12 protein-coding genes are annotated in these 13,975 nt (G+C 71.1%); 10 read left to right on the top strand and 2 right to left on the bottom strand.

Annotated features, from left to right (window positions below; genetic code table 11):
• Window positions 1-69: 69 nt before the first annotated feature.
• From VIG79_RS18810 to VIG79_RS18855, 10 genes are all read left to right on the top strand, one after another.
• Entirely contained in the window at window positions 70-1,344 is a 1,275-nt protein-coding gene (locus VIG79_RS18810) for a cytochrome P450 (protein WP_331888452.1), read from the top strand.
• Complete coding sequence (locus VIG79_RS18815; protein WP_331888454.1) at window positions 1,341-2,864, top strand: class I adenylate-forming enzyme family protein; 1,524 nt, start codon at window positions 1,341-1,343, stop codon at window positions 2,862-2,864. The genes VIG79_RS18810 and VIG79_RS18815 overlap by 4 nt, the downstream gene beginning before the upstream one ends.
• Window positions 2,861-4,288, top strand: a complete 1,428-nt coding sequence (locus VIG79_RS18820) for an acyclic terpene utilization AtuA family protein (protein ID WP_331888456.1) — start codon at window positions 2,861-2,863, stop codon at window positions 4,286-4,288. Before VIG79_RS18815 ends, VIG79_RS18820 begins: the two co-directional genes overlap by 4 nt.
• A complete protein-coding gene (locus VIG79_RS18825; protein WP_331888458.1) occupies window positions 4,275-4,601 on the top strand; it encodes a DUF4387 family protein in 327 nt (108 codons plus the stop codon). Before VIG79_RS18820 ends, VIG79_RS18825 begins: the two co-directional genes overlap by 14 nt.
• Window positions 4,598-5,608: an LLM class flavin-dependent oxidoreductase gene (locus VIG79_RS18830; protein WP_331888460.1), complete on the top strand. Its 1,011-nt coding sequence runs from the start codon at window positions 4,598-4,600 to the stop codon at window positions 5,606-5,608. The genes VIG79_RS18825 and VIG79_RS18830 overlap by 4 nt, the downstream gene beginning before the upstream one ends.
• The gene (locus VIG79_RS18835; protein WP_331888462.1) at window positions 5,605-6,420 is read left to right on the top strand and encodes an SDR family NAD(P)-dependent oxidoreductase; all 816 of its coding nucleotides are present in this window, start codon (window positions 5,605-5,607) and stop codon (window positions 6,418-6,420) included. Before VIG79_RS18830 ends, VIG79_RS18835 begins: the two co-directional genes overlap by 4 nt.
• An 86-nt stretch (window positions 6,421-6,506) precedes the next feature.
• The gene (locus VIG79_RS18840; RefSeq protein WP_331888464.1) at window positions 6,507-8,102 is read left to right on the top strand and encodes a S8 family peptidase; all 1,596 of its coding nucleotides are present in this window, start codon (window positions 6,507-6,509) and stop codon (window positions 8,100-8,102) included.
• Window positions 8,103-8,124: 22 nt separating this feature from the next.
• Window positions 8,125-9,477 carry a hypothetical protein gene (locus tag VIG79_RS18845; RefSeq protein WP_331888466.1) on the top strand — a complete coding sequence of 451 codons (1,353 nt, stop codon included), beginning with the start codon at window positions 8,125-8,127 and terminating at the stop codon, window positions 9,475-9,477.
• Between the two features lie 81 nt (window positions 9,478-9,558).
• Window positions 9,559-10,356: an FHA domain-containing protein gene (locus VIG79_RS18850; protein WP_331888468.1), complete on the top strand. Its 798-nt coding sequence runs from the start codon at window positions 9,559-9,561 to the stop codon at window positions 10,354-10,356.
• Complete coding sequence (locus VIG79_RS18855) at window positions 10,353-10,748, top strand: hypothetical protein (RefSeq protein WP_331888470.1); 396 nt, start codon at window positions 10,353-10,355, stop codon at window positions 10,746-10,748. The genes VIG79_RS18850 and VIG79_RS18855 overlap by 4 nt, the downstream gene beginning before the upstream one ends.
• Window positions 10,749-10,941: 193 nt before the next feature.
• On the opposite strand, the gene VIG79_RS18860 is transcribed toward VIG79_RS18855, so the two are convergent.
• Window positions 10,942-11,706 carry an SDR family NAD(P)-dependent oxidoreductase gene (locus VIG79_RS18860; RefSeq protein WP_331888472.1) on the bottom strand — a complete coding sequence of 255 codons (765 nt, stop codon included), beginning with the start codon at window positions 11,704-11,706 and terminating at the stop codon, window positions 10,942-10,944.
• A gap of 37 nt (window positions 11,707-11,743) precedes the next feature.
• Window positions 11,744-13,726: an FAD-dependent oxidoreductase gene (locus VIG79_RS18865; RefSeq protein WP_331888474.1), complete on the bottom strand. Its 1,983-nt coding sequence runs from the start codon at window positions 13,724-13,726 to the stop codon at window positions 11,744-11,746.
• Between the last annotated feature and the right edge of the window lie 249 nt (window positions 13,727-13,975).

Genomic DNA, 13,975 nt, shown 5'->3' on the forward strand with positions numbered 1-13,975 from the left:
CGTTGACAGCCAAAGAGATTGCGCCTAAATTCAGGATAACCATGCGGATGAATTCACGGTGAGGTGCGCATGACGACGATGGACACGGTCGACCCCGCGGTGGACGACGCGCAGATCAGCGCGTTCTTCGCCGCCGACCCCGAGACCATCGCCTGGCCGTACCCGATGTACGAGCGGTGGCGTGAGGGTTCCGGCGTCGTCCGGTGGCAGGGCGGGCCGGCCACCCTCATCACGCACCACGCCGACGTCAAGGCGGTGATGGCCGGCGCCTACCCGATCGGGCAGAACGCCTACCGGTTCGGCGAGCTGGCCGAGGGGACCATGCGGCGGCTGCCGGCCGCACAGCACGAGATCTTCTTCAAGGTCCTCGACTTCGAGGGCAACTTCATGAGCCGGCAGGACGCGACCGGGCACGCGCGGCTGCGCCGCATCTCGTCGCGGGCGTTCACCGCCCGCCGCATCGAGATGCTGCGCGAGTCGATCCAGGGGCACGTCGACGACCTCGTCGATGCGATGCTCGAGAACCCCACACCGGACGTCAAGCGGGACCTCGCCAACCAGCTCCCCGTGCGCGTCATCGTCGACCTCATCGGGATCCCGCAGTCCGACCGGGACATGATCTGGGAGTGGTCCGAGGCGATCGGCGCGCTGTTCAGCCTGGACGAGACCTCGCTGCGCAAGGCCGACGAGGCCATCGACGCCTTCCGCGCCTACGTCGGCGAGATGATCCACCACCTCCGCACCACCGGTGAGGGTCCGGAGCTCGCCCGGCTGCTGCTCGACCACCGCGACAACGAGGCGATGACCGAGGACGAGCTGGTCGCGATGTACCTGCTCATCCTCTTCGGGGGCAGTGAGACGACCACCAACCTGCTCGGCAACGGCTTCGCCGCGCTCCAACGGAACCGCGACCAGTGGGACCTCCTCGTCGACGACCCCGGCCTGGTCCGCGGAGCGGTCGAGGAGCTGATCCGCTACGACTCGCCCCACCACTACCTGCCGCGGGTCGTCGAGGAGGACTTCCGGCTCCACGACGTCGAGCTCCGGGCCGGGCAGACGGCGATCGTGGTCATGGGCGCCGCGAACCGCGACGATTCGGTGTTCGACCGGCCCGGCGTCCTCGACGTGCGGCGGGCCAACAAGTCCGACCACCTGTCCTTCGCCTTCGGCGCGCACTACTGCCTCGGTGCCGCGCTGGCCCGGATCGAGGGCGAGGTCGTGTTCTCGACCCTGGTGCAACGATTCCCCGAAGCACGGCTGCTGACCGACGACCTGACCTACGGCGGGAGCGCCATGCTGCGCGCCATCCAGTCGCTGCCGACCGACCTCGGTCCTCGCGGTTGAGCTCCTACCGCCTCGACGCCCAGCCCGACCTCGGGCCACCCGGCCGTGAGGACCGGGTCGCCTTGCGGCAGGGCTCGACGTCGGTCACCTTCGGAGCGCTCGACGAGCGAGCCTGGCGGTATGCGTCGGGGCTGGTGGCCGCCGGGGTCGGGGCCGGCGACCGGGTCCTCGTCGCGCTGCCCAACTCGGTGCGGTTGTTCGAGATGCTGATCGGGGGTGCGCGAGTCGGAGCGGTCACGGTGCCGGTCAACACCCGCCTCTCCGACCGCGAGCTGCGGCTGGTAGCCGAGGACTCCCGTCCGTCCGTCGTCGTCGGCGACGCGGGGTTGCTGGACCGGATCCCCCGACTGGACACCGAACGCCACCGGGTCGCGGTCGGGGAGGACTACGAGACGTGGCTCTTCGCTTCCGAGCCCGTCGACGGTCTGACCGGGACGCCCGACGACGTGGTGCTCCAGATCTACACGTCAGGGACGAGCGGGCGGCCGAAGGGCGTCCTGCTCACCAACCGCAACCTCGCCGCCAAGGTGACGGGAGTCATCGAGCGCTGGGGACTCGACGAGGAGAGCACCAGCCTGCTGGCCACCCCGCTTTTCCACGTGGGCGCCCTCAGCTGGGGCCTTGTCGGGCTGGCCTCCGGAGCGACGACGATCCTCGCCGACGACGCCCGTCCGGCCACGATCGCCCGCCACCTCGAGGACGAAGGGGTGACGCACGCGTTCCTGGTGCCGTCGATGCTGGCGGCGCTGGCCCGCGAGGTCGGGAGAGCGACGGCCTTCCCCGCACTGCACACGGTCGTCTACGGGGGGTCGCCGATCAGCGATGGCGAACGTCGAGTGGCGACAACGGTTCTCGGGCCGGTACTGCGCCAGGTCTACGGGATGACCGAGACCACCGGCGGGTTCACGGAGCTGGAGCCCGACCCGTCCCGACCGGACGGCCACCCTCGGAGCGCGTCGGCCGGCCGCGCATACCCCTGGGTGGACGTGGAGATCCACGACCTGGCGACCGAGGCTCGTCTCGGCGTGGACGAGGTCGGCGAGGTGTGGACGCGGTCGGCGCAGAACTGTGTGGGCTACCACGGCCTCCCGCTGGCGACGGAGGAGCTGCTCCACGACGGGTGGCTCCGGACCGGTGACCTGGGCCGCCTCGACGCGGAGGGCTACCTCTACGTCACGGGACGGCTGACCGACATGATCATCAGCGGCGGTGAGAACGTGTACCCCGCGGAGGTCGAGCAGGTTCTGCGCCTCGACCCGGAGGTCGCCGACGTCGTCGTCCTCGGCGAACCCGACCCGACCTGGGGCGAGACCGTCGTCGCCGTGGTCGTCCTGGACTCGGCGTCCCACCGCACCCCCGAGTCGATCATCGAGGCCACCCGCGGCGAGCTGGCCGGGTACAAGCGTCCCCGTCGGGTCCACATCGTCGACGAGCTGCCGCGCAACGCGTCAGGCAAGGTCGCGACCGCGCAGCTACGGGAGCTGCTGGCTACCGCCGCTCCGTCAGGAGGAACAGCATGAGCGTCGAACCGGTCCGGATCCTCGCCTTCGTCAACCACATCGCGCCGGTCCCGGGGATCGAGGCCGACATCGCGCGGGCGTTCGAGTGGGGCGTCGACGTCGTCGTGGCGCAGGGCACCGGCAGCGACTGGGGCCCGTACTGGCTCGGCTCCGGCGAGCAGGTCTCGGCCAACCAGGCGGCCAACGTGGAGCCCTACGTCCGGGCAGCGATCGAGCACGGTGTGCCGTTCGTCTTCTCGTTCGGGATCGCCGGGGCCGACCCGCATCTCGACACCTGCCTGGAGGCGTTCGACGCGCTCTGCCTCCGCAACGGGTGGTCGCTGGACGTCGGCGTCGTCCGGTCGGAGGTCGACCGCGACCTGCTGCTGGCCACCATCGCGGGTGGCCAGCCGGTCGTCCCGGCGGGCCCGGGCGCGGCGCTGTCGCCCCGCCTCAGCGCCGACGACGTCCAGGAGGCAGAGCGGATCGTGGCCCTCATCGGTCCGGAGCCGGTGATGGCGGCGCTCGACCGCGGCGTCGACGGTGTCATCACCGGGCGGGCGCTCGACATCGGTCTGTTCATGGCACTGCCGATGCTGCGCGGTGTCCCGACGGCCGTGGCCGCCTTCGCCGGAAAGCTCCTGGAGTGCGGCGGCCTCGCGTTGGAGCCCGGCGACTCGGGCCGGTGTCTCTGGGCCAGCCTGGACGAGACCGGGCTCGAGGTCCGGTCGCCGTCGGCGGACGCCCGGGCGACCGTCCGCTCGCTGGTGTCGCACACCTTCTACGAGCGCTCCCACCCGACGCAGGAGGAGAACCCGGGAGGACTCCTCGACCTCGCCGACGCGACCTACGTGGAGACGCCGACCGGCATCCGCTGCGAAGGTGCCCGCTGGGTCGAGGCGCCCTACACCGTGCTGATGGAAGGGGCGCGGCGCGAGGGGTTCCGGGCGGTGAGCCTGCTCGGGGTCCGCGAGCCCGCCCTGCTCGCACAGGCCCGCTCGTGGGCCGACTCCGCCGAGGCGGCGGTGGTGAACGCCCCGCGGTTCGCCGACGCGGTCCGCGACGGTCGGCTCCGCGTCGCGACACGGATCTTCGGGTTGGATGCGGTCCTGGGTGCGCTGGAGCCCAACCAGGCCGTGACCGGGCACGAAGCCGGCGTCCTCGTCGACGTCGTCGCTGACACTGAAGAGCTGGCCAAGGAGGCGGCATACTTCGCGTTCATCCGCCTCTTCATCGGGCCGTACCCCGGGCGGAAGACCACCGCCGGCAATGCGGCCGCACCGATCATGCCGGTCGTCGTGCCGGTGTCGGAGGTGTTCTCGTTCTCGATCTACCACCTGCTGCCGCTCGCCGACCCGGTGGCGCCGTTCCCGACCGAGGTGGTGCGGTTCCCGCGCGCCGCAACGGTTTCCGAGGTCGAGGAGGACCGCCATGCGCTTGTCTGAGGCGGCGGACGTCATCCGCAGCAAGAATGCCGGCCCCTTCACCGTCACCATCGACCTGTTCTTCGGAGACGAGCCGAAGTATGCGGCGGCCCGCTCGTCATCGCTGCTCACGGTCGAGGGTGTCGCGGCGGCCTACGCCGTGCCCGTCGACCAGGTCAAGGGCGTCTGGTGGGACGACCGGATCCGAGCGGCCAAGGTCTCGCTCGTCCGGTGGTCGTCGAGCAGCGACCCGTTCTGCTCCGACCTCTTCGGCGCGCACCTGCACACCCCCTTGGCCCAGGCCGAGCTGACTCCCCAGGGAGCCGAGTCGTGAGGTTCGGGATCCTGCTCACCTCGGTCCACGACGCGAGCGTCGACCCGCGCCAGCAGGTGCATGAGCACGAGGAGCTGGTGCGCGCCGCCGAGCAGTTCGGCTTCGACCTCATGGTGTGCGGCCAGCACTTCCTCGGTTCGGAGCTGCGCTACTACCAACCGGTTCCGTGGCTGACCCACCTGTCGGCGGTCGCTCCGACGATGCGCGCCGCGACCGGGATCATCCTGCTGGCGATGGTCAACCCGGTCGACATCGCGGAACAGATGGCCACCCTCGACGTCCTGAGCGACGGCCGGGCGGTGTTCGGGGTGGGGCTCGGCTACAGCGCCCACGAGTTCGACGCGTTCGGGGTGGAGCCGGGGACGAGGGTGGCCCGCTTCGAGGAGTCGCTGCGGATCGTTCGCGCGATGTGGAGCGGCGACGAAGTCGACGTCGAGGGGCGGTTCCACAGCGTGCGCGGTGCCCGGCCGTCGGTCCTCCCGGTCCAGCCGGGCGGCCCGCCGGTGTGGGTCGGGGGACAGGCTTCGGGAGCCGTCCGGCGCGCGGCCCGGATGGGCGACGCCTGGTACGCGCCACCGTTCCCCACGCATACCGAGCTCGCGTCCCTGCGCCAGCTGTTCCTCGACACCCGAGCCGCTGCGGGACTCCCGACGGACGGTGCGTTCCCGGTCCGCCGCGAGCTGCTCATCGCGTCGTCGAAGGAGTCCGGCGTCGAGGCCGCGCTGCAGCGGTACCGCGCGCGCTACGAGGTGTACCGGAAGTGGGGGCTGTCGGGGGAGAACACGCCGATGCAGTCCGGCGACGAGGTGCGGGCCGACATCGAGGAACGGTTCGTCATGGGGAGCCCGGCCGAGTGCGCCGACGCCCTCGGCGCACTGGAGGCCGACCTCGGGATGACCGACTTCGTGTTCAAGCCACACTGGCCAGGACTGCCGCACCGCGAGGCGATGTCCCAGCTCGAGACGTTCGGCACCGAGGTCGTCCCGAAGCTGCTGGGATCGCGATGAGGCTCGAGGCCGGGCAGGTCGCCGTCGTCACCGGGGCGGCGAGCGGGATCGGGCGGGGGCTGGCCGAGGGGTTCCTCCGGCGTGGGCTCGCGGTCGTCGCCGCCGACGTCGAGGCCATTGCCCTCGACCAGGCGGTCAGCGCGATGGCCGCCAGCGGCCGAGTCATCGGACAGGTGACCGACGTCCGCGATCCGGATGCGTTGCTACGACTGGCGGCTCGCACCCTCGACGACCTCGGCCGCGTCGACGTCGTCTGCAACAACGCCGGCATCGTCACCCCGCGCCTGCCGGTGTGGGAGCAGTCCCCGGAGGACTGGCGGTGGACCCTCGAGGTGAACCTCCTCGGTGTCGTCAACGGCATCCGGGCGTTCGTGCCGCACCTGATCCGGCAGGGCAGCGGCCACGTCGTCAACACCGCCTCGATCGCGGGTCTCGCGCCGATCCCCGGCGGCGGCAACGGCGCGTACACCGCCTCGAAGCACGCGGTCGTGGGGCTCTCCGAGACGCTCGTCGAGGAGCTGGCCACCGTGGGTGTGGAGGTCGGCGTCACCGTGCTCTGCCCCGGACCGGTACCCAGCCGGATCCACAGCGCCGAACGGAACCGACCGGCCGACCTGGTCGCTGTGGCCGGTGGTGGCAGCTCGCTGCCACCACCGGACTTCCAGCTGACTCTCGAACCGGTGGACGCCGCTACGGTGGCCGAACAGGTGTGCGCGGCCATCGAGTCCGGGCGGCGCTACGTGTTGCCTGGACCGGGCACGCCGGAGATGGCCCGAGCCCGGATCGACAGGGTGCTCGCCGACCTGGGCTGAGCGGTCGGTGCGAGTTCGGACATATCCGTGCGGTCCGGCACCGGGACGCGGGATGCTGGTTCCCGCTCAGGGAAAGGGGTCCGAGGGTGAGCGTGGTCGAGCCGCCGGACTACAACGTGCGCATCACGGGAGTGTCGGCGGGGCGCGGGCGGTCGCCGATCATCGGCGACCTGACGGCCCCGCCACCGCCGCCGACGCGCGGCGTGGGCGGTCCCGAGCTCGCCGATCGCGAGCTGTCGCTCATCGAGGGGGTCCCGGCGGCCGACCAGCCGATCGTCGTTGTCGTCGAGCTGGACTCGTCGTTCCCGGGTGGTCTGCGCGAGCAGCAGAGGACCTTCGAAGAGGTGTGGGACGCCTGGCGGGAGTCGTCCGCGGAGACCGCCGCGACCAGGGAGCCGATCACCGGGTCGCTCTACCAGTGCGTTCTCACCCGGGCCGGCCTGGCTGGGCTGGTCCAGCTGGACCAGGACCGCACCACCGGCCCGCCAGTCATCCGGCACGCGTGGCCGGACTACGTCCTCTTCGCCCAGGTGGACCGCTCGGCACCGACCGTCAAGGTCGACGCCGCGCGGCGGGCGTTCAACGCCAACGGCTCCGGGATCGTGTGGGCGGTCATCGATACGGGCATCGACGCAGCCCACGGCCACTTCTCGCGACTCGAGCTGGCCCGCGAGGGGCGCGTGGAGGCCGACAAGCTGCCGCGGACCGGTGGGCTGCACAAGGACTTCTCCCGGCTGGTGCAGCCGAACATCCCGTTCCCGGACAGTGGGGGCTCGGCCCTGACCGACGAGGTCGGCCACGGGACGCACGTCGCGGGGATCATCGCCGGGTCGTGTCCCGAAGGCGGCACGCCCATCGTCGCGGACTCGATGGAGCCGGTCAACGGCGGCTTCGTCCGACGCACCAACGTCGGGCCGCTCGCCGGGATGGCGCAGGAGTGCGAGCTGGTCAGCCTCAAGGTGTTCCGCCAGATCCAGGGCGCCGCGGTCACCTCGTCGTCCGCCGTGATGGCGGCGATCGAGTACATCCTGCGCGAGGTCAACACCAACCGGCAGAACCTGCGGATCCACGGCGTGAACCTCAGCCTGGGAGCCGACTGGGACCCGTCGCACTACGCCGCGGGGCTCTCACCGCTGTGCCAGCGGATCGACGAGCTCAGCGCGTCCGGTGTCGTCGTCGTCATCTCGGCCGGCAACAACGGCCAGACCCTCTCGGCTCAGTCGTCCAAGCAGTCCGTGGGCGTCCTCGCGTCGATCACCGAGCCCGGCCACGCCGCCACCTGCATCACCGTCGGCTCCACGCACCGCGAGGCCCCGCACGTCTTCGGGGTGTCGTGGACGTCGTCGAAGGGCCCGACCCTCGACGGTCGCCCGAAGCCCGACGTCGTCGCTCCGGGGGAGTGGATCTGCTCCGCCGCGACTGGACTGGTGCGCAACAGCGCCGGGCTCACCGGACGCGGGGTCAAGAAGACGCTGACGTATGCGGAGCAGAGCGGGACCAGCTCGGCGGCACCCCACGTGTCGGGTGTCATCGCCGGGTTCCTCTCGTGCCGGCCGGAGTTCATCGGCCGGCCCGCGGAGGTCAAGGCGCTGCTGATGCGGACGGCCACCGACCTCGGACGCGACCGGTATGCGCAGGGTGCCGGGCTCGTCGACGCGATGCGGATGTTGGCCGACAGCTGACCCACGGAGGCAGGAGAAGAACATGGATGGTTCGGCAGGCTCGTACTGGGAGCTGCGCTTCGACGAGCAGGGCGGTATCGCGGCCGGGGGTGAAGACACCGCCACGCTGGTGGGGCAGATCCGCGACAGCGGCACCCAGGACGTGTTCGTCATGAGCCACGGCTGGGGCAACAGCGAGGCGGCCGCCGACCAGCTCTACACCGCGATGTTCAACCTCATCCAGTCCAGCCCGGGGGTGCCGAGCTCGGCGCGGTACCTCGGGGTCTACTGGCCGTCGCTGTGGTTCCCCGACGCCCCGGAGGAGCAGCAGCGGGACCTCCCGCGGGCGCGGGACATGGCGCCCCCGCCGCCCGGACAGGCGGATGCCGCGGTGTCGGGTAAGGCGATCGCGAAGTCCTTGGCCGGCGGGTTCTCCGGCAGCGACCGCGACGACGTCAAGCGCATGGGCAAGCTCGTCGACCAGGGCCTCAAGGGCGTGGCGGCGGGGGAGTCGCCGGCGGTCCAGCAGCAGCGGCTCGACGAGTTCCACGGCCTGCTCGGCAAGGTGTTCGCGACGACGCCGGCGCAGGGCGCGACCACCGAGGAGGACGCCGGGGAGACCGCGCTGTTCACCACTGACGACCCGCGCGACGCATACGAGAAGCTCTCCGTGGTCATGGGGAGCGCTCCGCCGGAGAGCGACGTCCAGGGCATCGGCGACTTCTTCGGCAAGGTCTGGAACGGCGCGAAGGACGCGTTGCGGGTCGGTTCGTACTATCAGATGAAGGGTCGAGCCGGCGACATCGGTCGCAGTGGCCTGGCGTCCTTCCTCGTCGCGCTGCAGACGTCCGCGCCGACAGTGCGGGTGCACCTCATCGGGCACAGCTTCGGGGCCCGGCTCGTCGCGTTCTCGCTGGCCGGCATCGCCAGCCCGGAGCAGAGCCCGGTGGCGTCGCTCAACCTGGTGCAGGGCGCCTTCTCGCACTGGTCGTTCAGCGACGGGTCGACGGACATCGGGATCCAAGGCGCCCTGTCGGGCTTCCAGAACCGGGTCAAGGGACCGCTCTGCGCGACGTACTCGACGGCCGACTGGGCGGTGGGCAACTGGTACCCCAAGGCGTCGTTCCTGTCGCAGCAGGACAACCAGGACAGCGACGGCGCGGACCGTTGGGGCGGCATGGGTTCCGACGGGTACCGGGGTGTGACCGCCCACGACTTCTCGCTGCCGCTGAACGGCCAGGAGGTGTTCGTCGCGGGCGAGTTCCACCGCGCCGACGGCAACTTCGTCATCTCCGACACCAGCCAGAGCTCGTTCGCAGGGGCGCACTCCGACATCCAGAAGCCTGAGGTCGCGGCGTTCATCGTCGCGGCCGCCCGCGCCGGCGGCGGCCGCTGACTCAGGAGGGGCTTGCCGTATCTCGGGGAGAGCGTCACGCTCTTACTCATCGTTCGAGTGCGTCCGCAACAGGGAGCGCGCATGAGTGCGACTGTCGGTCAGGTCCTTCTCGTCGGTCCCACGGCGGACGAGGTCTTCGCGTTGCCCGAACGCGGGTACCTCCTCGTCGGACGCGAGGAGCACTGTGACATCGTCCTGAGCGACCCGACCGTCAGCCGCCGCCACGCGGCGATGCGCCGGCGCAACGGCGAGGACTGGCTGGAGGACCTCGACTCCCGCGGCGGGACATGGGTGAACGGCGTCCGGCTGGGCGAGCCGCGACGCCTGGTCGACGGCGACGAGATCCGCTTCGCGGGACACCACCTGCGGTACCGCAGGCCGGTGTCCGCGGCGGGCGACACGGAGGCACCGGTTGGCGGCGGGGCCCGGTTCGACGTCCAGCGCCAGGAGGCGGGGACGATCAACAACGTGGGTCGCGACCAGTACCTGTCGTATGTCACCCACGTCCAGCAGCAGCGCGACTCGTTCGCGCGGGACATCGCGGCCACCAAGACCAGAGGCAGCTGGCTGGCGTGGATCGGTCTGGCGATCTACGTCGTCGGGTTCCTGGTCTACGCGCAGGTAATTCTGCGGTTCATCGCGCTGATCTGGGACTCGATGGCCGGAAAGGGACAGCCGGACTTCAGCTCACTGAACGGGGGCCCCGGCGGCGTCGCGGGGATCGCGATCGGGTTCCTCGCGGCTTTCGTCGGCACCGTCATGCTGATCGTCGGGATCGTTCTGCACGTCGTCGCAGCGGCCCGACGGCGCCGTATGGACCAGCAGTTTCCACTGCCGTCCCCACCGTGGACGGGCCCACCGGGCAGGAGCGCGTCATGACGTTCAACATCCCCTCGCAGCAGGGCGGCGTCATCAACAACGTCGGAGGGGACCAGCACATCACGGGCGGACAGCACGGTACGTATGCCCCGACCGGCGTCGACGTCGGGTCAGCGGTGGCCCATCTGCGCGCGGCGGTGGCGGCGGCCGGTCTGCCGGCCGACGTCGCACAGCAGGCGGCGGCCCAGGTCGACGAGCTCGAGCTGGCCACGTCCGGGGACGAGCCGGACCGGGCGCGGGCGGCGACGGCGCTGGAGAGGCTGACGCGGGTCCTCGTCGCGGCGGGCCCGCTGGCCACGGCGGCCACGGCGTTCGCCGGACCACTGGGTGCTCTGGTCGGCTGGCTCGGCCCGCTCGGACAGGGCGTGGCCAAGCTGATCCCGGCCCTCTGACCGACAGGGCCTGGCGTCCACGTCTCGCGACTTCTCGGAGATGTCTGAGGAGTTTCGCGCCACATCGCCGGTCGGGCCGAAACTTCTCGGACATGTCTGAGTAGTCGCGGGCCAGCTCGCGGTCGGGCCGAAACTTCTCGGACATGTCTGAGAAGTGGGAGAGGCCCGGCCCTGCTCAGCCGAGGCGCTGCGGTTACTTCGCGGTGATGCCGCCGTCGACGGGGATGGTCACGCCGGTCACGTAGCTGGACAGGTCGCTGGCGAGGAAGAGCGCCACACCGGCGATCTCCTCCGGCTGGCTGGCCCGGCCCATCGGAATGGTCGCGAAGAATGCCTTCTTGCGCGCCGCGATCTCCTCGGGGTCGTCGGTGCGGAAGAACGCCGGCAGCCCGGGCGTCTCCACCGACCCCGGCGCGATCGCGTTGACCCGGATCCCGTCGGCCGCCCAGGCCAGGGCCATCGAGCGCACCAGCGCGATGATGCCGCCCTTGGTGAACGAGTACATGGGGCTGAACGGAGACCCGATCAGCCCCGACGTCGACGACGTGAAGATCACCGACGCGCCGTTCGCGGCCTTGAGCGCCGACGTCAGGTATCCGCTGAGGAAGAACGACGCCCGCGCGTTGACCTCGATGCCGAAGTCCCACTCGTCCTGCGTCAGCTCGAGCCCGGCGGCGCCCGGGATACCGACGTTGTTGTAGAGCACGTGCAGGGCGCCGTGCTCGCGCTCCACCTTCCCGGCCAGCGCCTTGAGCGCCCCCAGATCGCGCACGTCGCAGATCTCCGCGGCCGCGCTGCCGCCGGCGGCGGTGATCCCGTCGACGGTCTCGGCGGCGTTGGCCTCGTTGAAGTCGACGACGATGACATGCGCCCCCTCGGCCGCGAACCGTTCGGCGCCCGCGCGTCCCATTCCCGACGCGCCGGCCGTGATGAGCGCGACCTTGTCCTTGAGCAGCATGGTTCCTCCGTATGCGTGGGTCGGGTGGTCGTGGGCTTCAGGATCGGACGAGCAGCTCGGCCAGGGCGTAGGCCTGCTTGGTGGCGAAGACGAGGCGACGCGGCGCATACGCGTCCCCGAGCACGTGGACCGAGCCGAGCCGCGGCTTGAGCTCGTCGTACAGGGCGGAGTCGGAGACCGAGCCGCAGGCGAGGACCACCGAGTCGAACCCACCGACGGTCTCCTCGCGCAGCGAGTAGACGTTGCGGACCACGACCGAGGAGCCGCGGATCGCGACGACCTCCTCCATGAACCGCATCCGCACGCCCTGGGCGTCGAGCCGGCCGAGGATGCCGCCGACGATGTAGCGGCCCAGCAGCGGAGCCGGACCGGCGGTGGCGTAGGTCAGGACGACCTCGTGGCCCTGGCCCGACAGCAGGTCCGCGACCGACAGCGGCGCCACATGGTCGTCCTGCGCGACGACGAGGACGCGGGCCCCGACTCTCGCGTGACCGGCCAGCACCGCGCGCACGTCCACGACCGAGGGGCCGTCGGCCCCGGGGACCTGCGGCACTCGCGGCGTCGCGCCGGTGGCGACGGCCACGACGTCCGCGCCGAGCGACGCGGCCTCGTCGGCCGTCGCCCGATGACCCAGCTTCACGTCGACTCCGAGGTCGCGCAACCGGCGGCGCTGCCAGTCCAGGTAGGCCGCATACATCTCGTGTCGTGGCGCCATCGCGGCGTACCGCAGCTGGCCGCCGAGCTCGTCCGCGGCCTCCCAGAGCGTCACGTCGAACCCGGACTCACGTGTCAGCGCGGCGAGCTCCATCCCGGCCGGCCCACCGCCGACGACGAGCAGGCTCCGTGCACCCGAGACCGCCGGCCACGGACCCTCGACCTCGTGGCTGGTGCGCGGGTTCACGGCGCAGGCGAAGCCGAGCCCCTCGACGTAGCGCCGGCTGATGCACTCGTTCCCGCCGACGCAGGGACGGATCTCGGTGACCCGGCCCTCACGCGCCTTCTGGAGGATCCGGCCCTCGGCGATGTGCGCCCGCGCGATCCCGACGATGTCCGCGTGCCCCGCCGCCAGCACCCGCTCGGCCGCGTCGGGGCCGTTGATCCGACCGGTGTGGACCACCGGGATCGAGAGGGCGGCGGTGAGCTCGCCGGCCAGGGCGGCCCACTGCGCCGGGTCGAAGTAGGTCGGCTGGATGTAGCTGGGGTTCCCCCACGGCGAGCCGACGACGCCGTGGACGTAGTCGATCAGGCCGGTGGACTCGAGGTACTGCGCGATCTCGACGCCCCCGGCCACGTCGTAGCCACCGGGCACCTCCTCGCGGATGTTCAGCCGGACGCCGACCGTGAGAGCCGAGCCGACCTCGTCGCGGATCGCCTGCAGGGTCTCCACGGCGAAGCGGGTGCGGTTCTCCAGGGACCCGCCGTAGCGGTCGGTGCGCTGGTTGGTGAACGGGGACAGGAACCACTCGTGGATGTCGTCGTGGTTGAGGTGGACCTCGACGCCGTCGGCCCGTCCCTCGAGAGAGAGCCGCGCCGAGGCGGCGTACTCACGGACGAACGCGTCGATGTCGTCCTGGTCCATGACGTGCGGCATGAGGTTGATGACCGGCGCGCTCATCACCGCCGAGGCTCCATGGGGCATACCGCCCTGGTGGACCATCTGGACCGAGACCGTCGCTCCGTGCCCGTGGAGTGCGTCGGAGAAGGCCTGGACGCGTTCGACGAAGAACGGCAGCCGGAAGAAGCCGGTCGTCGCCGCGCCGACGCCGGTCGGGTCGAACCCGGGGATGACGGTGTTGCGCAGGTGGGTCGACAGGCTCGCGACCCAGGCGACACCGTCGTCGCGGACGCGCTCCTCGAAGTAGGCGATGTTGCGCTCGGCGTCCTCGTCGGTGCCGTAGATGTTGCCGATCGCCGAGGCGTGCGGCGGGAGCATGACTCGGTTGCGCAACCGCATCGTTCCCACGGTGATGGGCTCGAACAGGTGCGGGTATGCGTCGAGGCCGGCTTCCGGGGCGGGCACCGGTGCCCCCTCTCCTCGCGCGGACGGGTCTCCCCATTCCTAGCACATCAATGCGGATGATGAACAGAGATACCCCGCTCCGACTCTCGACAGGCGGACAGCCGGTGCCGCGGCCTTCCACGGAGTGACGCCGGTGCGGTTGGATTCGGGGCATGCCCGTCAGCGCAGACCGCGAGGAGCTCTTCGAGCTTCGCGTCGAGCGACGCCGCCGCGACCTCGTCGAGGCCCTGGAGACGCTGTACGGGCACG

The organism is Lapillicoccus sp. (genome assembly GCF_036559105.1).
Lineage (GTDB): Bacteria > Actinomycetota > Actinomycetes > Actinomycetales > Dermatophilaceae > Lapillicoccus.

Bases quoted from the DNA above. Each gene is read 5' to 3' on its own strand.
- VIG79_RS18860 (WP_331888472.1), bottom strand. From the start codon at position 11,706: ATGCTGCTCAAGGACAAGGTCGCGCTCATCACGGCCGGCGCGTCGGGA.
- VIG79_RS18850 (WP_331888468.1), top strand. From the start codon at position 9,559: ATGAGTGCGACTGTCGGTCAGGTCCTTCTCGTCGGTCCCACGGCGGAC.
- VIG79_RS18835 (WP_331888462.1), top strand. From the start codon at position 5,605: ATGAGGCTCGAGGCCGGGCAGGTCGCCGTCGTCACCGGGGCGGCGAGC.
- VIG79_RS18845 (WP_331888466.1), top strand. From the start codon at position 8,125: ATGGATGGTTCGGCAGGCTCGTACTGGGAGCTGCGCTTCGACGAGCAG.
- VIG79_RS18825 (WP_331888458.1), top strand. From the start codon at position 4,275: ATGCGCTTGTCTGAGGCGGCGGACGTCATCCGCAGCAAGAATGCCGGC.
- VIG79_RS18810 (WP_331888452.1), top strand. From the start codon at position 70: ATGACGACGATGGACACGGTCGACCCCGCGGTGGACGACGCGCAGATC.
- VIG79_RS18820 (WP_331888456.1), top strand. From the start codon at position 2,861: ATGAGCGTCGAACCGGTCCGGATCCTCGCCTTCGTCAACCACATCGCG.
- VIG79_RS18855 (WP_331888470.1), top strand. From the start codon at position 10,353: ATGACGTTCAACATCCCCTCGCAGCAGGGCGGCGTCATCAACAACGTC.